Annotated in this window: 20 protein-coding genes and 2 pseudogenes; 8 read left to right on the top strand and 14 right to left on the bottom strand. The window is 29.8% G+C overall.

The features are described from left to right. Position 1 precedes the first annotated feature (1 nt). Positions 2 to 979, bottom strand: a complete 978-nt coding sequence (gene mraY / locus Fi14EGH31_RS02965; protein WP_032089521.1) for a phospho-N-acetylmuramoyl-pentapeptide-transferase — start codon at positions 977 to 979, stop codon at positions 2 to 4. 186 nt (positions 980 to 1,165) lie between these two features. On the opposite strand from mraY, the pseudogene Fi14EGH31_RS02955 reads away from it, so the two are divergent. Continuing rightward, positions 1,166 to 2,473, top strand: a pseudogene (locus tag Fi14EGH31_RS02955) (uracil-xanthine permease family protein). Positions 2,474 to 2,496: 23 nt separating this feature from the next. Here the strand turns inward: Fi14EGH31_RS02955 and Fi14EGH31_RS02950 are convergent. From Fi14EGH31_RS02950 to Fi14EGH31_RS02930, 5 genes are read right to left on the bottom strand one after another with little or no spacing between them, the layout of a single operon-like run. After that, complete coding sequence (locus tag Fi14EGH31_RS02950; RefSeq protein WP_022001414.1) at positions 2,497 to 2,772, bottom strand: HPr family phosphocarrier protein; 276 nt, start codon at positions 2,770 to 2,772, stop codon at positions 2,497 to 2,499. A 53-nt stretch (positions 2,773 to 2,825) separates the two neighbouring features. Continuing rightward, positions 2,826 to 3,347, bottom strand: a complete 522-nt coding sequence (locus Fi14EGH31_RS02945; RefSeq protein ID WP_022001415.1) for a tRNA (mnm(5)s(2)U34)-methyltransferase — start codon at positions 3,345 to 3,347, stop codon at positions 2,826 to 2,828. Positions 3,348 to 3,359: 12 nt separating this feature from the next. Beyond that, positions 3,360 to 4,178, bottom strand: coding sequence for an RluA family pseudouridine synthase (locus Fi14EGH31_RS02940; protein ID WP_022001416.1), 819 nt, complete (start codon positions 4,176 to 4,178; stop codon positions 3,360 to 3,362). Positions 4,179 to 4,216: 38 nt separating this feature from the next. Further along, positions 4,217 to 6,154 carry a P-type ATPase gene (locus tag Fi14EGH31_RS02935; protein ID WP_022001417.1) on the bottom strand — a complete coding sequence of 646 codons (1,938 nt, stop codon included), beginning with the start codon at positions 6,152 to 6,154 and terminating at the stop codon, positions 4,217 to 4,219. 59 nt (positions 6,155 to 6,213) lie between these two features. Then, entirely contained in the window at positions 6,214 to 6,411 is a 198-nt protein-coding gene (locus Fi14EGH31_RS02930) for a hypothetical protein (protein ID WP_022001418.1), read from the bottom strand. A gap of 414 nt (positions 6,412 to 6,825) precedes the next feature. Between Fi14EGH31_RS02930 and Fi14EGH31_RS02925 the strand changes: the two genes are divergently transcribed. Next, positions 6,826 to 8,505, top strand: a complete 1,680-nt coding sequence (locus Fi14EGH31_RS02925; protein ID WP_200765120.1) for an IS1634 family transposase — start codon at positions 6,826 to 6,828, stop codon at positions 8,503 to 8,505. A 351-nt stretch (positions 8,506 to 8,856) separates the two neighbouring features. Here the strand turns inward: Fi14EGH31_RS02925 and tnpA (Fi14EGH31_RS02920) are convergent. Together tnpA (Fi14EGH31_RS02920) and Fi14EGH31_RS02915 are read right to left on the bottom strand one after the other, a co-directional pair. Continuing rightward, positions 8,857 to 9,315 (bottom strand): annotated as a pseudogene (tnpA, locus tag Fi14EGH31_RS02920) (IS200/IS605 family transposase). Positions 9,316 to 9,471: 156 nt separating this feature from the next. Then, positions 9,472 to 11,058, bottom strand: a complete 1,587-nt coding sequence (locus Fi14EGH31_RS02915) for a peptide chain release factor 3 (RefSeq protein ID WP_200765119.1) — start codon at positions 11,056 to 11,058, stop codon at positions 9,472 to 9,474. Positions 11,059 to 11,288: 230 nt separating this feature from the next. Here Fi14EGH31_RS02915 and tnpA (Fi14EGH31_RS02910) point away from each other — a divergent pair, with 230 nt between their 5' ends. From tnpA (Fi14EGH31_RS02910) to Fi14EGH31_RS02900, 3 genes are read left to right on the top strand one after another with little or no spacing between them, the layout of a single operon-like run. Then, a complete protein-coding gene (tnpA, locus tag Fi14EGH31_RS02910; protein ID WP_118748905.1) occupies positions 11,289 to 11,687 on the top strand; it encodes an IS200/IS605 family transposase in 399 nt (132 codons plus the stop codon). Positions 11,688 to 11,696: 9 nt separating this feature from the next. After that, positions 11,697 to 11,840, top strand: a complete 144-nt coding sequence (locus tag Fi14EGH31_RS02905; protein ID WP_200765118.1) for a hypothetical protein — start codon at positions 11,697 to 11,699, stop codon at positions 11,838 to 11,840. Further along, positions 11,816 to 12,709, top strand: a complete 894-nt coding sequence (locus tag Fi14EGH31_RS02900) for an RNA-guided endonuclease InsQ/TnpB family protein (RefSeq protein WP_318030070.1) — start codon at positions 11,816 to 11,818, stop codon at positions 12,707 to 12,709. The genes Fi14EGH31_RS02905 and Fi14EGH31_RS02900 overlap by 25 nt, the downstream gene beginning before the upstream one ends. Positions 12,710 to 12,906: 197 nt before the next feature. Here the strand turns inward: Fi14EGH31_RS02900 and Fi14EGH31_RS02895 are convergent, their stop codons facing one another. Genes Fi14EGH31_RS02895 through Fi14EGH31_RS02885 form a run of 3 tightly spaced genes read right to left on the bottom strand, consistent with a single transcriptional unit; the run spans position 12,907 to position 16,491 of the window. Next, entirely contained in the window at positions 12,907 to 14,142 is a 1,236-nt protein-coding gene (locus Fi14EGH31_RS02895) for an aminopeptidase (protein ID WP_022000669.1), read from the bottom strand. Continuing rightward, complete coding sequence (locus tag Fi14EGH31_RS02890) at positions 14,139 to 16,157, bottom strand: tetratricopeptide repeat protein (RefSeq protein ID WP_118347995.1); 2,019 nt, start codon at positions 16,155 to 16,157, stop codon at positions 14,139 to 14,141. The genes Fi14EGH31_RS02895 and Fi14EGH31_RS02890 overlap by 4 nt, the downstream gene beginning before the upstream one ends. Beyond that, positions 16,144 to 16,491 (bottom strand): hypothetical protein, encoded by a 348-nt coding sequence (locus Fi14EGH31_RS02885; RefSeq protein ID WP_022000671.1) that lies wholly within the window; start codon positions 16,489 to 16,491, stop codon positions 16,144 to 16,146. The genes Fi14EGH31_RS02890 and Fi14EGH31_RS02885 overlap by 14 nt, the downstream gene beginning before the upstream one ends. A gap of 76 nt (positions 16,492 to 16,567) precedes the next feature. Between Fi14EGH31_RS02885 and Fi14EGH31_RS02880 the strand changes: the two genes are divergently transcribed. Both Fi14EGH31_RS02880 and Fi14EGH31_RS02875 read left to right on the top strand, forming a co-directional pair. Further along, positions 16,568 to 17,761 carry an FtsW/RodA/SpoVE family cell cycle protein gene (locus Fi14EGH31_RS02880; protein ID WP_107030460.1) on the top strand — a complete coding sequence of 398 codons (1,194 nt, stop codon included), beginning with the start codon at positions 16,568 to 16,570 and terminating at the stop codon, positions 17,759 to 17,761. A gap of 512 nt (positions 17,762 to 18,273) precedes the next feature. Then, entirely contained in the window at positions 18,274 to 18,483 is a 210-nt protein-coding gene (locus tag Fi14EGH31_RS02875) for a hypothetical protein (protein ID WP_117347462.1), read from the top strand. Positions 18,484 to 18,646: 163 nt separating this feature from the next. On the opposite strand, the gene Fi14EGH31_RS02870 is transcribed toward Fi14EGH31_RS02875, so the two are convergent. Both Fi14EGH31_RS02870 and Fi14EGH31_RS02865 read right to left on the bottom strand, forming a co-directional pair. Then, entirely contained in the window at positions 18,647 to 19,456 is an 810-nt protein-coding gene (locus Fi14EGH31_RS02870) for an RluA family pseudouridine synthase (protein ID WP_200765116.1), read from the bottom strand. Further along, the gene (locus Fi14EGH31_RS02865; RefSeq protein WP_200765115.1) at positions 19,453 to 20,232 is read right to left on the bottom strand and encodes an NAD kinase; all 780 of its coding nucleotides are present in this window, start codon (positions 20,230 to 20,232) and stop codon (positions 19,453 to 19,455) included. Before Fi14EGH31_RS02865 ends, Fi14EGH31_RS02870 begins: the two co-directional genes overlap by 4 nt. Before the next feature lie 63 nt (positions 20,233 to 20,295). Here Fi14EGH31_RS02865 and Fi14EGH31_RS02860 point away from each other — a divergent pair, with 63 nt between their 5' ends. Further along, entirely contained in the window at positions 20,296 to 20,865 is a 570-nt protein-coding gene (locus tag Fi14EGH31_RS02860; protein WP_200765114.1) for a CYTH domain-containing protein, read from the top strand. 18 nt (positions 20,866 to 20,883) lie between these two features. On the opposite strand, the gene Fi14EGH31_RS02855 is transcribed toward Fi14EGH31_RS02860, so the two are convergent. Beyond that, positions 20,884 to 22,533, bottom strand: a complete 1,650-nt coding sequence (locus tag Fi14EGH31_RS02855; RefSeq protein ID WP_200765113.1) for a GGDEF and EAL domain-containing protein — start codon at positions 22,531 to 22,533, stop codon at positions 20,884 to 20,886.

Below are 22,533 nucleotides of genomic sequence, written 5' to 3'. Positions count from 1 at the left end.
TTTACATAACTCCTATCACAATAGCGATAATACCACAAATAAATCCAATAAACCAAAATGAAATCGTTACTTGTTGTTCAGACCAACCTAACATTTCAAAATGATGATGAATTGGTGCCATTTTAAAGACACGTTTTCCTCTTGTTTTAAAAGAAACAACTTGAATAATTACTGATAAAGTTTCCATTAAGAAGACACCACCAACAACAATTAACAATAATTCTTGTTTTGTTAGGATTGCTAAAATAGCTAAAAATCCACCAAGTCCAAGAGAACCTACATCTCCCATAAAAATACGTGCAGGATGATAGTTAAAATACATAAATCCAAGTAATGCTCCAACCATTGCTGTAGCATAACTTGCAATCGTATAATCTTTAATCATAATAGCATAGATGATAAATGGTGCAATTGCAACCATTGAAAGACCTGTCGCAAGACCATCCAAACCATCAGATAAATTAACACCATTACTTTCACCGGTAAACATAATAAATACTAAAACAGCATAGAACCAACCAAAATCAATATTTACTTTCACAATTGGAATAGTCACTTCTGTTGTAAAACCAGGTACAAAATTTTCTAGATACAAATAACATCCTACTGCCAAAATAGCTTGCATCAAGAATTTTTGCCATGCTTTCAATCCTTCATTTTGATGTTTTAAAATAATTAAAGCATCATCAATAAATCCAATTAAACTATAACCTACTAAAACAATTGTAATTAAAATCAAATTAGGATTTGTTATATTTTTATAATTTACAACAAACGCTGCAATCACTGCCGCTAAAACAAAAACAACACCACCCATTGTAGGTGTTCCACCTTTTTTCTTATGTGATTCTAATCCCTCTTCTCTTTCTACTTGTCCAAATTTCATTTTATGTAGAAATGGGATGACTTTAGGCATTGCAAGTAAAACTAATAGAAGTCCAATACCAAATGCCAACATTAACTTTATAAAGTTTTCCATAAACTTCATTCCCCTTCACTCTTTATTTCTTTTACACTATACCACACTTTTTTATCTCCTTCAAATTTCTAAAAAAAACGTTCTCTTTTTTTGAAAATTATCGTTTTTCTTATAAAAACACGTTAGAATTCACTTATTTTTATTTTTATTAATAAGGGGAAAATTATAAGAGAAAACAACACAAGTATGGAAAATCTTTACAAATTAGATGGTAAAGTTCCAATTTTAAAAGCAATTCTTTTTGGATTGAAGCATATCTTAGCAATGTTTGTTGCTAACCTTTCACCAATTACTTTAATTGGTCTTGCATCTAGTTTAAAACAAACAGAAATTGCATTTTTATTACAAAATGCAATGTTTATTGCAGGAATTGTAACTTTAATTCAATTATATCCTATTTGGAAAATCGGTCCACGTTTACCTATTGTTATGAGTGTCAGCTTTAATTTTGTAGCTATCTTAACCTATGTAGGTGCTACTTATGGTTATGCAAGTGCCATGGGTGCAGTTTTAATAGGTGGGCTAATTGAAGGGTGTTTAGGACTACTTGCACGTTATTGAAAAAAAATTATTACACCAATCGTTGCTGCATCTGTTATTACATCCATTGATTTTTCACTTTTTTCTGTTGGAACACGTTCTTTTGGTGGAGGTTACAGTGAAAGTTTTGGCTCTGCTAAAAATTTACTTTTAGGGATTATCACTTTAGCAGCTTGTTTATTATTTAATATTTTTGCAAAATCATATAGCCAACAATTATCTGTTTTATTTTGTTTAATTGTTGGCAATATTCTTGCTATTTTTATGGGAAAAGTAGATTTATCTGTTATTTTTAATGGTGGATTGATTGCTTTATCTCATCTACTTCCTTTTAAAATGAAGTTTGATCTTGGCGCGATTATCGCTGTCGTCGTTATTTTCTTAGTTTCAGCTACTGAAACGATTGGTGATACCTCAGCCCTTGTAAACTCAGGATTAAATCGTGAAGTTACAGAAGAAGAAATTTCTGATTCTTTAGCTTGTGATGGGTTTTGTAGTTCTATTTCATCATTATTTGGTTGTCCACCGATTACTTCTTTTAGTCAAAATGTTAGTTTAATCAATATAACAAAAGTCGTCAATCGTTTTACGATTGCTACAGGAGCTATTTGTATGATCTTAGTTGGTTTACTTCCACCTATTGGTAATTTCTTTTCATCATTGCCTGAATCTGTTTTAGGTGGTGGTACAATTATGATGTTTGGTACTATTCTTACAAGTGGAATTGAAATGATTGCTAAAGCTGGATTTAATCAAAGAAATGTAACAATTGTTGCTTTATCATTAGCTGTTGGAATTGGATTTACTTCAGGAACAGAAGCTGATATTTGGCATATTTTTCCACAAATCATTCAAGATGTTTTTGCTGGAAATTGCGTTGCTGTTGTTTTTGTTGTTTCAATTATTCTAAGTCTTGTTTTACCTAAAGATAAGGATATTAAAAAGATAAAATAAAAATACGCTTTTGCGTATTTTTATTATTGAATCGTTCCAATTTCAAGTGATTTGATTTTTTCAACAATCATATCCATTGCTGTACCTTCATCTTCACCTTCTACAACAATTTCAATTTTTGCCTTATGAGGAATTCCAAGAGACAAAACACCCATTAAAGACTTCATATTTACTGATTTTTCATTATAATTGAGCGTCACATGACTTTTATAAAGTTTGACCGCATCCACTAATTCAGTAGCTGGAGAAGCATAAAGACCTACAGGATTTGTAATTTCAATATTCACTTTTTTTGCCATAATAATCTCCCCTTTTCTATATATTTATTATAGCACGTTTTTACTGATTTGATTTACCTTTTTTCAATAATAACAACATATGGCGAATTGTTTTTATTCATCATCTCAAACTTTGCTACATTATATAGTTTATGATCTAAAGAACGAAAATATGCATCCAAATTTGTACTTTCTTTCCCTTGATCATGTCCAATATAAACAACCACATGCAAACATCCACCTTTGACTAAATGTTCCAAAGCTTTTTCTATTGTTTTTAAGGTTGTTTCATACTGTGTTACACATTCATGATTGCCACCTGGTAAATAACCTAGATTAAAAATTCCAACCTCAAAATCTTGAACATCTTCATCAAAGTATTCATGACTTTTTAAAAATAAAGTAATATTCTTTTTTCTCTTTACTAATTCTTTTGTATTATTTAACGCTAATGATTGAATATCATAACTATAAACATGATGACAATAATCACTTAAAAACAGTGTATCATGGCCATTTCCCATCGTAAAATCAATCCCGTTTTGATATTTATGTTTTTTTATCCTTTGATGTACAAACTCAATCATAGATTCCATTTTCTTCACCTCTTATTTTTTACCATAAAATTCTTTTGGACAATCCACCTTAAATTCATATTTCTTTTTAGTAACAGGATGAATAAAACCAAATGCATGAGCATGTAACCCAAGCCTTCTCAGTGGATTCGTTGTTGCTCCATATTTCTTATCGCCAACAATTGGATGATGAATATTTGATAATTGAACTCTGATTTGATTTTTTCTACCTGTATCTAATTGTATTTCTAAAAGGGTTTGGTTTTTTATTTCTTTAATAGCTTTATAATGCGTAATCGCAAGTTTCCCTTTTTCTTTACTTGTAACATAAACTTGTTGACTTCTACTTTCTGCCAAATAGTTTTTTAATGTTCCATTTTTTAAGCCTTTACCTTCTACTAAAGCCATATAGCCTCTTAAATAAACAATTTTATTCCAATCTTTTTGTAATAAATCTCTTATTTTTTCATTTTTACAAAACATTAAAACACCAGATGTTTCTCGATCTAAACGATGAACAATAAATACTTTTTGTTTTCTGTCTTGTTTTTTTAAATATTCACTTACATAATGATAAGCTGTTTTTTCTTTTTCTTTACCATCTGACATGCTTAATAAACCAGAAGGTTTATTGATTACAACAAATTCTTGATCTTCATATAAAATCTCTAATGAAGATGTATTTTCTTTTTTGATTTCTACTTGGTCATTTTCATGTAATAAATAATCAAACTGACTAATTTGTTGGTTATTTACATAAACTTGTTTATATTTTAATAAGTTTTTAGCATTTTTGCGATTATAAGATAATAACAGATAATCCATTAATAACATTTCTTTTTTTACTTTCATTTTTTTCTCCTAAAAAAATGCAAAGAAATCTTTGCATTTTACATTCTTACAATATTTTGTGAATTCAATAAAACAAGTATTGATTCTAAAATATAAATTAAACAAGCTACCCACCAAGAAATAAATGAAATAACTGCTAATAATACAACAAGCAAGCTAATCACAATCCCAATAAAAGTATTTCCAATATTAATACTCTTTTGTTTTCTAGCTATTTTTAATAAATCAATAATTGTATCAAAATTAGAATCCGTCAACATAATATCACTATTACGTTGTACTTTTTCATTATGCACACCACCACGAGAAATGGCAACAGAAGCCTTTTGAAGTAAAGCAATATCTTTATCACAATCTCCAATATAAGCAACAGGTCCAGCAACAAGTGTTTTATCCATAACTTTTAATTTTTGTTCAACACTATAATTGTTATAAATTGTATATTCATCATTTTCTAAATCAACCGGTCCGTCATTAAAAATAATCAATGATTTATGTAATCCTTTGATTTTTTCAAAAAGATCCATTTCTTCTTCTGTTGTTTCAATACCATCAAAACGATCATAGATAATTGTTGTACATGTATTTAAATCATCCAACCCGCTATTTTCTTTAATCGCAATTTTTTTAGAGAATGCTTTAGCTATTCCCGCAAGTAAAGTAAAGGATGCTCCTTGAACATAGGCAAAACTTCCAGAAACAGTCAACATAATAATTCCTAAATACATATATTTTAAATTATCTGTTAAATTTATTAATGGTAAAACAACACAGCATACTAAACCAACAATAATTAAAGCTTTAGAATAAACATCAGAAACTTTAAAAATAATTTTTTCTGTATGTGATGAAGACATTGGTGCATTCATCGCAATATCTAAAACTTTAGACATTGCTGAATCTTCATATAAAGCTGTTGTTTTTACATGTAAATATCCTTCTGTAACAACAGTTCCACTATAAACTTCATTTCCAATTTTAGATTTAATACATACATCACTACCATCAATGGCATAAACATCCAATTTAGCATTTCCCTTAATAATTTTACCACCTAAAGGAATGGTTTCACCCTCATTGATAACGATAACATCTCCAATATCAAAGTTACCTAAAGGAATCATTTCTTCTTTTCCTTTACGTAACCTTCTTCCTAAGTTTTGATGCGCTACTAAATCATCGATCTTTTCCATAGACCATTGTGTTACTTGCATAATCAATTGTTTACCAGCTTGATACATGATAGAAACAACCAACGCTTCAATAAATGCTCCATAGATCCATCCCATAAAACAAGCTAATAAAAAGATATTATTTTCTGATAAATAATTTTTTAACTGTAAATCTCTTTTAGCTTCAACAAGTACTTTTTCATTACAAATAAGTAAAGCTATCATCCATCCTACATAAGTTAAAAATGAAGTATCTCCAAAAGTAACCAATCCAAGTGCAATACCTACACATAATAAAGCAATTCTTGCATACTTTTGTACATATTTTTCATTAAATAAATCTTGTGATTTAAAGGGCTTTTTCCATTGTTCTACTTGTATTTCAGGATTAACATTTTCAACAATACGTGAAATACGAGGTAATGCTTTTGCTGAAGTTGTTAATGTTAAAAGTTTGTTTTGAAAATCTAATTGAACATTTTCATAAACACTATATTTAGAAAGAATGTTTTGTATTTCGTGTGCATCTTTTTCACTTTCCAAATTCGTAAACATGAAGATTTTTTCTACTTTTGCTTGATTAGAAACATACTCTCTTTTCTTTCGATTGACCATTTCTTGAAGTACATAATCCATCTTTGATTCATCTAAATAGTTTTGTATATTATCTGGTCGTGCACAATTAAACGAAATAGAATCCTTATTTATTTTAATATGTGACACTTCTTGCATACTATTTAACTTTAAAGATAAAGCATTAATATCATCATTACTTACATGATCAATATAATATACACGTTCCATATTCTTTACTCCTTTTTATGCAACTTATTTTATCATACTTCTTATAAAATTCAAAATTCCTACTTTCCTTCATTCGTCTTTTTATGTTTGATAATCAAAAAATTTTGATGGAATTCTTTTTCTGTACAAGATAAAGTGAACTCATCACCATATACTTTATAATAAAGTTGTTCATTTATTTCTCCTTTAATAACACAATCATAGATTGCTCCTTTTTCAAATAAAGTATTTTCTTCTTTTCCAATAATGATGTTCATTGACTTTATACATCTACATAAACATCTTTTCCCTGAATTTGCGATGATAATCACCTCATTTCTTTATTATTGTACATCAGCTTTCTATTTATGACAAACTTCCTTTGAATATGATATAATAAATGATGAATAAGCAAAGGGGGCATTTTATGAAAATAAAAAAATTTTTTATTTTTTTATTTCTACAATTACATGTCTTTTTTTGTATTACCGGCTGTTCAAACAATGATTCAAAAAAGGAATCAAAAAAAACCGTCTTTAGAAGTTATCACTATATTTTTTAGAACTACATTTAAACCATTTCTTTCAATATGCGATTTTATCGGCTTTTTTTATACTTTTAATTTTTTTATATTATTTTTTATGTTATAATTTATATAGTGATAGTAGTGATATATTATTGGAGGTGTTTCTATGGCTTTTTTCCTTAAAAAATCTACTCTTAAAGGTCGTACCTATCTTTCCATCGTTGAAAGTTATTACTCCCCTCAAAAGCATGGTGGTGCTCATCGCACCTATAAATCACTTGCTTCTGTTGAAACTTGGAAAGCCAAAGGTATTGATGATCCTATTGCCTATTTTCAAAAAGAAGTGGATGAACTCAACAAAAATAATAAAAACAAGAATTCTCTTAAGATTTCCGATCATTTTCCTGAACTCTATCTTGGATATTTTCCATTCATATCCATGATGAATAAAATGGATATCAAAAAGTATGTCGACTATTTCAATCTGCATAATTCTTTTGAGTTTGACCTTTACGAACTTCTTTCATCTCTTATCTATGCTCGTCTTGTTAATCCATGCAGTAAGCATAGAACTTTTCATGAGGTCCTTCCTCAACTAAGAGACGGCGTTCACTTTTCTTATGATCAGCTTCTTGATGGTCTTGAATTCATCGGCAATGACTACGGCAAGTTTATCGAAATCTTTAATGAACAGACAAAGAAATTCTATGATATCAATACTTCCAAGACCTACTTTGACTGCAGTAATTTTTATTTTGAAATAGACAGAGAAGATGACTTTAGAAGAAAAGGTCCTTCTAAAGAAAACAGAAAAGATCCCATTGTCGGCTTAGGACTGCTTCTTGATGCTAATCAAATTCCTATTGGCATGGAACTATTTCCTGGCAACGAAAGCGAAAAGCCCATACTGAGAAATGTCATCAAAAAACTGAAAGATAAAAATCAAATCACAGGGAAAACCATCCATGTTGCAGATAAAGGATTGAACTGTGCACAGAATATCGCCTTTTCCAAAGAAAACGGAGATGGCTATCTCTTCTCAAAATCAGTAAAATCCTTACCTGAAAAAGAAAAGACATGGGTACTGTTGGATAATGATGATTGGAAGGATGTAAGAAGCAGAGATGGCACACTGTTATACAGATATAAATCATGTGTCGAAAAATTTCCATACACTTTTGAAATAGATGGTAAAAAGAAAACCCTCTGCTTTACAGAAAAAAGACTTGTTACCTATAATCCAAAACTGGCCTCAAAGAAAAAATATGAAATAGTCAAACAGATTGAAAAAGCAAGAAACCTCTGTTACAGTCAGGCAAAACGATCAGAATATGGAGATTTAGGAAAGTATGTCGATTTCATTGATGAAGACGGAGAGAAAGCCAAGGCCTCAATAAACGAATCAATGATTGAAAAAGAGCTAAAGTTTGCAGGATACAATATGCTTGTTACTTCAGAAAAGGATATGGATGATATTGATATCTATAATACATATCACAATCTATGGAGGATAGAAGAATCCTTCAGAATAATGAAGTCTGATTTAGATGCACGCCCTGTATTTCTTCAAAAAGAAAACAGCATAAAGGGACACTTCCTGATCTGTTATCTTGCCGTACTGTTAGAAAGAATATTCCAGTTTAAGATATTGGATAATCAATACAGCACACATCAAATTATGAAATTCATTAGAAGCTTTAAGGTGGTCAAAGGTGAAAGTAAATATATCAATGTAACGGCATCAAGTGACTTTATAAAAGAATTTGAAAAGATTACAAATCTTCCACTTACAAATTACTATTTGACAGAGCGGCAAATTAGACAGATATTCAATTATAAGATTTAAACGAAAAAGCAATAAAGATTCTATCTTGAATTCCTACTGCTTTTTTACTATCACTATATTTTAATGCTAGATACCAAAGTCAAATCAATATCCAATACCAGAAAATAAAAGGATATCAAGATACAAGAAAGAACATTATGAATCACATAAAAATATTCCTACCAGTCAATTGGTAGGAATGGGGTTTGTCAATAATGCATACATAATTTTAATTATTTTACCTGTCTACTTGACAGGGGCGGTTCAAAACGGCGTGGTTTTCACTGCGGCTATAAGCCTTTGTTACTTGCTCGCGTCTAAAGGCGCTGCTTTCACTTCGTTCAAGCTATCGCTTTTGACTCTCGCTTTCCCTCAAAGGGAATTTTTATTTTGCTTTTTCCTGCGGCTTCTATTTTCTTCTCGAATTCCTTTTTCTTCAAACGGATTCTTATATTCTTTCACACTTAATTTATCCATTGCAATATCATGTTGCTCTTGTTCTCTTATATATTTTGCGACCGTTTAATCATTTAATCCTACTGTACTCACATAATACCCTTCTACCCAAAAATGTCTATTTCCATACTTATATTTCAAATTTGCATGTCTATCAAAAATCATCAATGCTGATTTTCCCTTCAAGTATCCCATGAATGATGACACACTTAACTTTGGTGGTATCATTACTAACATATGTACATGGTCACTCATCAAATGCCCTTCTATTATTTCTACTCCCTTATATCGACAGAGTGTTCTCAATATTTCTCCTATATCTTTCCTTAGTTGATTATATATCACTTTTCGTCTATACTTCGGTGTGAAGACGATGTGCTAAAGAATTTGCCTTTTTAGCCATTATTTCTTATTGCACCACCCTCATAGCAAGTGGTTTTCTATTTTGCACATTTCATGTGCTCAACTGACTGAAGTCATCAATTCTCTTTTCATTCGAATTGTATAAAAAAAGAACTAAAAGTTCTACTTTTAGTTCTTAGAAAATTCCAATAATTCTAAATCTTTATTTTTATCTTGAGCCCATCTTACGCCCCAATCATTAGTGAACAATAATAATGGTTGCCCTTTTAAATCTTGAACTTTTCTTGTATCAGATGAAAGATTTAATGATTTTAAATCAGTTCCTTCTTTGACCCATCTTATATATTGATAAGGTAGAGGAGATTTATGAATTTCTACATTGTATTCATTCTTTAAACGATGTTCTAAAACTTCAAATTGTAAAACACCAACAACTCCTACAATAATTTCTTCCATACCGCCACCTAATTCAGTAAAGATTTGGATTGCTCCTTCTTTTGCAATTTGTTCAACACCTTTAACAAATTGTTTTCTTTTCATCGTGTCTTTATTACGAATCATTGCAAAATGCTCTGGTGCAAATGTTGGAATTCCTTCAAAAGCAAAATGCTTTTTACCTGTTGTAATAGTATCTCCAATAGAGAAAATACCTGGATCAAAAACACCAATGACATCTCCTGCATAAGCTTCATTTACTTCACTACGTTCATCTGCCATTAATTGTTTTGACTGATTTAATTTGATTTTTTTCTTACCTTGATAATGATAAACTTCCATCCCTTTTTCAAATTTACCAGAACAAATTCTAAAGAATGCCATTCTATCACGATGTCTAGCATTCATGTTCGCTTGAATTTTGAAAACAAAAGCTGAGAAATTTTCTTGATAAGGATCAATCACTTCACCATCTGCCATTCTAGGAGTTGGTGGGGTTGTCATATTTAAGAAATGTTTTAAAAATGGTTCAATCCCAAAGTTAGTAAGAGCCGATCCAAAACATACAGGTGATAACTTACCAGCACGTACAGCTTCTAAACTAAATTCATTTCCTGCCATATCTAATAATTCAATATCTTCTTGTAATTTATCATAAAGTTCATCTTCCACATACTCTTTTAATTTTGGATCATCCGCTTTTAAAATTTCTGTTTCAACTTCTTTTTTTCCACCATCTACAGGAATAAAACGAATGACTTCTTGATCATTTCTTTCATAAACCCCTGCAAAACGTTTTCCAGAACCAATTGGCCAGTTAACAGGACAAGTTTCAATTCCTAATTCTTGTTCAATTTCTTCCATTAATTCATAAGGATCTCTTGCTTCTCTATCCATCTTATTAATAAAAGTGAAAATTGGAATATGTCTCATTGTACATACTTTAAATAACTTACGTGTTTGATCTTCGACCCCTTTACTCGCATCAATGACCATGACTGCACAATCTGCTGCCATTAAAGTACGATATGTATCTTCTGAGAAGTCTTGATGCCCTGGAGTATCAAGAATATTAATACAATATCCTTGGTAATTAAATTGTAATACTGAAGAGGTAACTGAAATCCCTCTTTGTTTTTCAATTTCCATCCAGTCACTTGTCGCATGCTTACTATTTTTCTTTCCTTTAACAGTTCCTGCTTGTTGGATAGCTCCTCCATAGAGTAAGAACTTTTCTGTTAAAGTGGTTTTACCAGCATCCGGATGGGAAATAATCGCAAATGTTCTTCTTTTTTCTATTTGTTGTCTTAAATCTTCCATTGCATCCTCCCATAATCTATATTTATTTTTTAATCTTTTATTTCAACAGTACAATTATTACCACAAAATGAACAGAATTACTACTATTATTTAATAAAAAAGAAAGCTCACTCACCTCTTTTACCAAATGTTGCCGTAAATCTCCCAGCTTTAGCTGTGGAGATATAAGGCAACTTTTTTTAAGATTTTATTGATAAATCATATCGTCAGATAGCTTTTGGTAGTATAATATACCCATAAAATACAAATCGAATAATAATGTGACCTATTCCTGCAAATATCATGTTGTATTCTGTCCAAAATATCGACGCCCCGTTCTTGTAGATGGTGTGGATGATTGCTTAAAGGAGTTGATTAAAGAAAGCTGTGATCAATTGAATGTCGAAATCATTGAAATGGAAATCATGCCAGATCATGTACATTTGCTTATGGAAGTAGATCCACAATATGGAATTCACAAAGCAGTTAAAAGAATCAAGGGTTACTCTTCCAGAGTGTTGAGACAGGAATTTCCTTGGTTGAAATCAAGGATCCCAACGCTATGGACTAATAGCTATTTTGTATCTACAGTAGGTGGTGCACCACTTTCTGTAATTAAGCAGTATATTGAAGATCAAAAAAACGTTTAGGTGATATCTATGCAATTAACAGAAACAGTCAAGCTTTATCCAAATAAATATCAGACAGAATTGATCAAGGCAACGATGACAGAGTATATTTCTACAGTCAATCATCTTGTTTTTGATGCAATCAATGTATTCGAGATGCTAAGTCCATCATAAGAAAATATAATAAGGCTTTAAGAAATTCAAATACTAAAGTAAAACTTCCTGTTTTGAAAAAAATGTGTTGTTATATCAACAATCAAAATTTTAGAATCAGTGATGACAGTATAAGCTTTCCAGTAATGATCAATGGAAAGTCAAAACGTATATCAGTCAAGACAAAAATATCCAAAAGACAGAAATCAATTTTTTCATCCAGTAAATTAGGAACGATGCGTATTGTTGTAAAAGGGCATGATCTCGTAGCACAAATCGTCTATGATGCCAAAGAAGATGCTGCTTCTTCAAATGACAATGTCATGGGTGTTGATCTTGGAATCAAATGTCCTGCGGTAAGTTACTGTCCAGATGGAAGTATCAAGTTTTATGGAAATGGGAGAAAAAACAAATATATAAGAAGACACTACAATAATCTTAGAAAAAGATTTCAAAAAGCTAAGAAGCCAAAAGCAGTTGTTAAGATCAACAACAAAGAACAACGTATCATGAAAGATATAGATCATAAGCTAAGTCGTGAAATCGTAAATACAGCAAAAGCACATGATGTCTCAGTAATCAAGTTAGAGCGACTACAAAACATCCGCTCTACGACAAGAACAAGTCGAAAAAACAATCATAACCTGCATACATGGTCGTTCTATAGACTAGCTACATTTATAGAATACAAAGCAAAACTGGCAGGCATAGAAGTTGAGTATGTAGATCCAGCGTATACAAGTCAAATTTGTCCGATATGTGGAAGAATCCAACATGCAAAAGACAGGAATTATATATGCAGATGTGGATATCATACACACAGGGATCTGCTAGGAGCTATAAATATATGCAACTCAACTGAGTATATTGGTAACAGATATACTGCCTAGAGAACTATAGGTTCTGCTCTAGGAAGGGTAATGGCATACCCCTAACTTGCACTGCGACCTATCAGAAATGAACTGGTCAGCCAACAATGTTGGCAGGTAGCAAGAATCCCCTGTCTTTAGACATGGGGAGTGTCAAATAATATATAATAGAAATCTTTTTTACTAATTAAAAAGTGGGGAGCAATCCCCACAGATCATTAAAATACAAAATTTCCATTTTCAAAGATTTTTACATGACTGCCATCTTCTAAAATACCATCAATCATTAAATCTTCTGTTCCCATCATAAAATCAACATGAACTAAAGAATCATTGACCCCTTTTTCAAACAATTCTTTTTTATCCATATCAATCCCACCTTTAATACATTCAGAAAATCCAATACCTAAAGCCATATGACATGAAGCATTTTCATCATATAAAGTATTATAAAATAATGTTTTTAATTCATTAATTGGTGAATGATAAGGAATTAAAGCAACTTCACCTAAATGTTTACTTCCTTCATCACTATCAATAATTCCTTTTAAAACCTCATATCCTTCTTTAGCTCCAAAATCAATCACTTGACCATCTTTAAAACGTAAATAAAATTCATCAACAATATTTCCACCATAACTTAAAGGTAAAGAACTAAAAACAATTCCTTCTACATCATCCTTATTAGGTGATGTAAAGATTTCTTCTGTTGGTATATTAGGAAAATTGTAAACACCATTTTTTAAATAACTTCCCCCACCAGCAAATAAATAATCATCATTCAAACCAATTGTAATTTCAGTCCCTTTACTATTTTTATAATAAAGTTTCTTTAAATTTAGACCATTTAAATAATTAACACGTTTTTCAAAAGAACGACGATGTTGATTCCATAATTCGACAGGATCATGTTCATCATCAATCTTAGCTGCTTTAAAAATAGCATTCCATAAACTATCTAACGCTTCTTGATTTGACATATCAGGATAAACTTTATTCGCCCATTTTTGCGTAGCTCCACCTACGATACACCAAGCATTTGTCATATTATCGGATAAATCAAAATATGTCTTACATGCCTTTTTAACTGCTCTTTGCCAATTAGAAATCTTTTTAGGTTCAATACCTGCAAGCATTTCAGGATCTTCATCATCAACATAAAGAAAACAAGCATTCATTAACGCATAATCATTTCTAAAAGATGAAAACCAAGTAGGTACGTGATTAAAATCTTCTACTTCCATATTTTCATATTTCATACGTGTGACTTCTTCATCACTATAATGAACAACAACTTCTTTAGCACCTACAAGATAAGCTTGTTTAGTAACCTCTCTTACAAGTTGATAACTTTCAATAGATGCACTAATGACAACGGTTTGTTTTTCTTGAACATTCAAACCTGATTGAACAATTAATCTTGCATATTTTTCTAATTTTGTTTCAAAACTCATTTTTCCACCTCTAATTTATCTAATTCCTTTTGCGCTTCAAGATATCCTTCTTGAAGTGCTAATTGATAATATTCTTTAGCTTTTTCTAAATCTTTAGAAATACCATCACCATAATGATACATATAACCTAGCATAAAGCTTGCTTTTGAATAATGATAATGACTAGCTTGTTGATAATATTGCATTGCTTTATGCTTATCTTCTTTTTGTCCTATCCCATAAAAGAACCATCTACCTAAATGATAAAAACCTTCTCTATTTTGTTTTTGACAAGCTAATAAATAATATTCATAAGCCATCTGATAATCTTTTTCTACATAAATTCCATTTTCTAAATAATAAGCATATTTTACAAGTGCTGGTGAATAACCTTTTTTTGCACTTCTTAAAAGATAATCAAGCATTTCCTCTTTACTGACTTCTATTCCTTGTTCACCATAAAGTGCTAATTGATACAAAGACTGTTCCTCATCTTCTTTTAAAATTGCTAATTTAAAATGTTGAATTGCTTGTTGATCATCGTGTTTTTCTTTAAAATACTGTCCTATTAAATAAGCTGCAACAGGATACTGATCTTCTATTTTAATTAAGCCAGCAATTCCTTTTTCCTTATCCTGTAAAACACCCTTTCCTTCTAAATAACAAACACCTAAATAATAAAACGCTTCTCTTTCTCCAAGATTGGCTGCTTTTTGATAAGCTTCAAAAGACTTCTTTTCATCTTTAACAGTTCCAATTCCTTGACCATAGTAATAAGCCACAGCCAACGTTGATTGTCCATCTCCTTGATGACTCGCTTTTAAATACCAATAAAAACTATTTTTTTCACTTTCTGGATATTCACTATGCATTTCATAAAAATACCCTAAACAAAATTGCGCATTCATATAGCCCATATTCGCTGCTTTTAAATAATATTCTAAAGCTTTTTGACTATCTTTTTCTATCCCTCTACCAAATTCATAACAGGTTGCCATCGCTGTGATTGCTACTTCTAAACCATCTTTTGCTGCTTCTTGATACCAATGAAAAGCTTTTGGATAATTTTCATTGCAACCGTAACCCAAATCATAAAAACGTCCTAATTTATATTTAGCAAGACTATTCCCTTCATAAGCAGCTTTTTCATAATAATGTAAAGCTCTTTGATAATCCTGTCTTGTTCCTTGACCATATTCATAACATTCACCTAGAGCACAAATCGCATCATTATGTCCTAAGGCTGCTGCTTCTTCATAACGTAAAAAAGCTTCCTCTAGATCCTGAATTACACCATACCCATTTTGTAAAAAATAAGCCGTTGAAAATAAAGATCTTGGAAATCCTTCATCGACTCCTAAAGAATAAAGTTCAAAAGCTTTTTCATAATCTTGGTCAACATCTATCCCATATTCATAAAAATAAGCAAGATTACAAGAAGCAACAACATTTCCTAAATCACTTGCTAGACGATAATATGTCATGGCCATTTGATTACTTTGTTTGACCCCTTGTCCTTTTTCATACATATAACCTAACACACATAAACAATCAGAATCTTCACATTCTTCTCCTAAATAGAAACATTCTAATGCTTGATCATATTTTTTTTGGTCATAATAATATAATCCTACTTGATAATATTGATCAGGTGTTAATTCTTCTAAATCTAATTCATCATAATGATGATTATAAGTAAGTGCACATAAATCAATTCCTATCACTTGATGTTCTTCATTTTCTATCAAATATTGTTCAAATTCATGATAATCTTCATAAGTTTCCATCATCATTTGAATGGAATCTACTTGTTGTTGCAATTCATCAATACTTGCATGATGTGAATATATAGAAATTAATTTAATATAGGCAACTGATTGTTGATAATCATCTTTTTTTACACGAATCAATGTTTCTAATTCATAATCATTTAGAATTTCATCAATATAATAATGATGAAAAAAAGGTTCATATAAGTGAATTCTTTCTTTCATACCTTCACCCCCAATACAACTTGGAACGTTATTTCTTTTCATTTACTATTCTGCTGATTTCATCAGAGAACTTTCCTAAAATAACAGTAACTTTGCCTGTAGCTTGAATAACACCACTTGCACCTAATTCTTTTAAAACATTTACTTTTACTAAATCATCATTTTCTACAAAGAAACGTACTTTACTTCCTTGACTTTGGCTCTCTTTAATATTATCAATACCCCCTAAAGCATGGATTAAAGCTTCTAAATCAATAGGAATATCTTTTAAAGTAACTTCTTTAGGTTTTTTATTTTTTAATACCTTTGCAAAAATAAACCATACTCCAACAATTACAATAATTGCAATTAAAACATAAATAAAATAATCTGACATATCTATTTCCTTTCTTAATAAACATTTTCTTTTATGATATATTTATAGTATACTATAAATCACTAGGGGTGACAAAATGAAAAAATATTTAGATTCTACAATTTGTTGGCCACTTGCCATCATTTTATTTATTCTATGTCTTATTAGTTGTTATACAATTAAATGTGCAGCTGGTTATATTACTTATCCCAATCCTACAGGCTATTGGAGTAAACAACTCCTTTATTATATGATTGGTGTCGGTTTGATTTTTTTAATCAATCGTTTTGGAAATGATCGAATTTATTCGGGAATGTGGATTTTTTATGGAATCTTGATTGTCTTTTTAGTCGGTCTTGTTATTCAAAGATTTGCTATTTATAAATTAGGAATGCATATCATTCCCTTTGCAAAAGATCTAAATGGTGCCACATCATGGTATAACTTTCCAGGATTTTCATTCCAACCTTCTGAATTTATGAAAGTTGTAATGATTATATGTATGTCTAAAACTGTTTCTTTACATAATGAAAAATATTTAATTCATACATTTGATACCGATTTACAGTTAATTGGTCGTGTAGCAGCTATTTCTCTACCACCAATGATTCTAACTTATTTACAAAATGATGCTGGTGTTACTTTGATTATGGCTTTTTCAGTGGTTGTTATTTTATTTGCATCAGGAATTAATAAGAAATGGTATATTGTAGGATTTGCTTGTTTAGCAGTTGTTCTTGTGATTTTTACTTACTTATTTATTTATCGTCAAGATATATTTTCTTCAATTATCACAGGACATAAACTTGATCGTTTTTATGGCTGGGTCGATCCTGAAGGAACTTATCAAAATCAAGGATACCAACTTTATAATGCGATGATGGCTTATGGAACAGCTGGGCTTTTTGGTCATGGATTTGACACAGTGATTATTTCTTTACAAGAAGCTCATACGGACTTCATCTTTTCTGTTATTACTTTAGGCTTTGGATTCGTGGGAGCCATCATTACGCTCATTGCTATACTCGCGTTAGATGTTTGTATTTTGTATGTTGGTTTAAAAGCAACGCATCAAAGTGATAAATATTTTATTGCTGGTATTTTTGGATGTATGATTTTCCAACAATTTTGGAACATCGCTATGATTTTAGGAATACTCCCTATCACTGGTATCACATTACCGTTTCTTTCATATGGTGGGTCTTCACTTTTATCTTACATGATTGCAATTGGAATGTGTTTTGATATCCATCGCCAAACAAGTATCGCTAAATATAATCAAATAGATTAAAGCTGTAACACAAAGTACAGCTTTTTTTGTGCAAGTATGTTAATTATTTTAAAATAAATCGAATTGTATTAAGAAACGGAGATTAGTATGACAAAAAAAAGAGATGGATCTTCATCAACAAAATCGTTTTTCAATTAAAATCAATAAAATACTTCAAGATAAAAAAGATAACCAACAATTTTTAAAATTAATTGCCCCTAAATATATGGGCGTTTATGTCGTTGACTTAAAAAAGATATCTTCCGTGATATTATAGGTCCTTCCTATTTTTTAAAACTTGGAAAAGAACAACATAATTGTTTTTCTGTAACAATGAAACTTTATAATAATCTATATATTAGCGAAAACAATCAACAAAATGTTGCTCAATTTATTAATTACAACACTATTATCGAAAAACTTTCTAAAGATAAAAACATTGAACAAAAATACAGAAAAAAGATGGCACACTCGTTAAAATATCTAGTGAACCCTACTCATAAGATCCTAAAGATAAAGATCTTACTATTTGGATGTTTACCAATGAAAATAGTGCAGATGCTGTCTATGGTTCATTAGATGAAGCTAGATGGTCTATGGAATGTGATGAAAATGGAAATGTCCTTTCTATTTGGTGGAATGAAGGAACTTGTCATTTAATGGGCTATGACTACGATAAAGAACACTTTCAAACATTACCTCCATTTACCCATCTTCACGATAAGATTCAACAATTGCGATAAAAGAGGTATTTGGACGACCTCTATTATTTTTTACAACTTTTACAAACATAACATCACCATCCTATACTACACAAAAAGAAATATTAGATACTATTATAAAAAAAGGATAAAAATAAAAAGACATGAACCTAAGATTATATCTTAAGTTCATGCCATTTGGAGATTAACTCTCCTTTTTATAATGTATTTTCTGATGGGTAAAAGGATGAATAAAACTAATTTCAACACTATCCAAATAAAATAAGTAATCTTCATTTGACCCATAAAGAAGATCTCCCACTAAAGGGTGACCAATAGAAGCCATATGTACTCTAATTTGATGGGTTCTTCCCGTTACTAATTTGCATTCTACAAGTGTTTGATTATTTTTATGCATTAAAGATTTATAATACGTCTTAGCATACTTACCATGATCATCAACAATTCTTTTAATAGAATCATTACTTTTTAAAATAGGTCGATCAATAACGCCTTCCCCTTCTAAAATTCCTTCAACTAAACAATGATAAACACGTTCTACTTGTTTAATATCTTTAGAAAGCAATGCATGAGCTTGTGATGTTTTAGCAACCAACATATATCCTGATGTTTCTTTATCTAAACGATTTACTAAATGAATTGTACTTTTTAAACCAATTTGTTGATAGTAATACATTAATGCATGACATAAAGTATGGCTTTGATATCTTTTAGTAGGAATACAAGGCATTTGGCTTTCTTTATCAATGATTATATAATAGTCATCTTCATAAATGATTTTTAAAGGAATATTTTCTGGTTGAATATTTGAGTTTTCTATTGGAAAAATAATTTCTAAACAGTCTCCTTTTTGAAGTAAACATCTTACTGTTTGACTTTTTCCATTGACTAAGAAATCACCTTCCCTTTTAATCCTTTTAATCATTGCTTGACTAATTGGTAATTCTTTCAAATAATCTCTTAATAAAATCGTTTGTTCAATTTGATAACTCATGAATTAATAAATGCCCTTCTAACTCTTTTAATAAAAGACATTTCTTTATATTCAATAAAACGAACATACTTACGCCCAATCGTAATCTCAATACTTTCAACATCCTCTAATTCTAAATGAATATGATCGATTCCAATCAAAGAATGGTTAAAATGATTTCCAACTAATTTGATCGTTTGACTTTCATCTAAAATCAAACTTGAACCTAAAGAACGATATGCATTATGATGAATTCCTGCAACTTCTGTAAGTTGCATCAAAGGAATACCTGGATAAATGATAGAACCACCTAAAGATTTATTATAAGCAGTCGATCCAGAAGGAGTTGAAACACATAAACCATTCCCTCTAAAAACTTCTAATAAAACATTACCAATATACACATGAATAACCTGTGCTTGTAACCCTTGATCTAATCTTAATTCATTTAAAGCATAATATGTTTGAAAAGAGTCTTTTTTATTAATTTTAATTTCTAACATATATCTTTTCATCGTCTTAAATTGTCTAGAAGTCACATCTTTTATAAATTGATCCACTTCATCAATTTGGTAATCTGTATAAAATCCTAAAGTTCCTGTATGTATACCTACAAAACAACAACCAACATTTAAATATTGATGTACAGCTTCTAAAATAGTTCCATCTCCTCCAATTGAAATAACAAGATCTGGATTTTTTTCATCATAAATAAAAAAGTTTTGTAAACTTTCTTTAATTTTCAAAGCTGTTTTTTTAGAAAGATCATCATTTCTAACCATTAATGCATATTTCATCTTTCTTCCCTCCGTATAGATGTATTATAATATATCTAGAGCATTTAAGCAAAGAGGTATCATATGGAACATCTAGAAATTGAATTTAAAATGTTATTAAAAGAAAATATATTTAAAAAAATATTATCTGATTATAAAAATCAAATCAAAGACAGTTATCAACAAACCAATTATTATCTTTTTCATCCTCTATTGGAAAAGAAAAAATACTCACTCAGAATTAGAAAAAAAAAAGGTCATTACGAACTCACATTGAAAAGACCTTCAACTATTGGTCTGAATGAATTAAATATAGATATTAATAAAGAAATTAAAGATGCTATTTTTAATCATCAACATATCAATAATGAAATCTTTGATATTTTAGAAAAAGAAAATATTTATATCAAAGATTTAACATGTGGATATTATTTAAAAACAACACGTCATGATATTATTTTACCCGATGGTGTTTTATCCTTAGATGAAAATGAATATAACCATCATCATGATTATGAAATAGAATTTGAAGTGGAAGATTATGATCAAGGACTTCAAACATTCAAAAAAATCATTCAACCTTATCATTTAGAATATAAACAAAACTGTTTAAGTAAAATCAAACGAATGTTAGAAACATTAAAAAACGAATAAGTCACATACTTATTCGTTTTATATTTCATAGCTTTCCATAAACACACTTAAAGAAACCGGCCTACCATAATAGAATCCTTGAATATAATCTGGCTTTAATAACATAATACGTTCAAGTTCTTCCTTTTCTTCTATTCCTTCAATACAAATCTTAACACCTACGCTATGAGCCATATCCACCATATGTTTTAGCAACATATTTTCATACTCATTTGAAAGTGCATTTTTCATCAATGTTCGATCTATTTTTATATAATCTGGTTTTAAATTATAAAGATAGTGGAAATTAGAATATCCTGTTCCAAAATCATCTAAAGCAAGTAAGATATTTTCTTTCTTTAAACCATTACAAAAATCAATAAAGTTTTTATTAGATTCAATAAAACCACTTTCTGTAAGTTCTATAACCAATTGATTATTTTCTATTTTATAATTTTTTATAATATTTAAAATATCATTTAATGCTGGTGTTTTTAACACTTGAACATAAGACATATTAATTTGTACTTTAATATTTGAAAACATACTTACAGCTTTTAATGCTTGATCTAAAACCCATCTACCTACAGGAATAATCAAATCACTTTCCTCTAATAATGGAATAAATTCTAGTGGTGAAATTTTACCAAATTCATCACATTCAAATCTAAGCAATGCTTCCATACTATGAATCTTTTCTGTTTTCATATCAATAATCGGCTGAAAATAAACTTCAAATCCTTTAAATTGTTGGTTAACTGCTTTATGTAATTCTTTTGTTAATTTATTTTTTCTTAAAAACTCTTGATAAGCTTCCTGCTTAAAAATCGTATATGTATTTTTTCCATTTATTTTCGATTGATTTAAAGCAAATTCTGTCCATTGCATAATAGAATTATAACTTTTATTAGGATAATCATGAAAATCTAGAATACCTGCAGAAATCGTTAAATAAATATCATAATTAATAGATTCTACATAACGTGTAATACTTCTACGTATTGCTTTATAAAGAGCTCTTGCATCTTCTTTACTGCCAACAACATCCATCACAATAAACTCATCAGCGACAATCCTATAAAGTTGTTGATTTTTAGTTAATAACTTTTTAATACAATTTCCAACTTGTTTTAAAGCAACATCTCCATATTTTACACCGAAATTTTCATTAATATTTTTAAAATCATCAATATCAATTCTTAAAATAAAACCTTGAGTAATATCTTCATGAATTGGATAAATCAAATTCTTAAAACTCATTTCACCTAACAAACCACTATCATTATCCGCAACTTGTCTTTTTCCAATTTCATTAATACATCCAATAATAAACTTAACATCCCCATTTTCATCTTTAATTGACTTACTACGGCAATTAATCCAAATAGGTGTACCGTCTTTTCCAATCCAACGATATTGTAAATTATGAAAACTCTTTTTACCTGAAACCATTTTATTCATATCAGATAATAACATTTCTAAATCATCTTTATATACAAATTTTTTATGTGCTGGTAAAGAATCACTAAACTCATAGCTTGGTATATTAAATCTTTTTGTTGCATGTGGGGAAATAAAATAATTATCTCGATCAATATCCATCACAAATAAATAATCATCAATACATTGATCTAAAATAAGTATAATTTCTTTATACGTCTTTATAGCCTTTGCATCTAATCTATCCAT

The sequence above is a fragment of the Faecalibacillus intestinalis genome (assembly GCF_015097455.1).
GTDB classification, from domain to species: domain Bacteria; phylum Bacillota_I; class Bacilli_A; order Erysipelotrichales; family Coprobacillaceae; genus Faecalibacillus; species Faecalibacillus intestinalis.
Note: the sequence above shows the minus strand (reverse complement) of the source record. Positions and strands in the feature narration are given on the sequence as shown.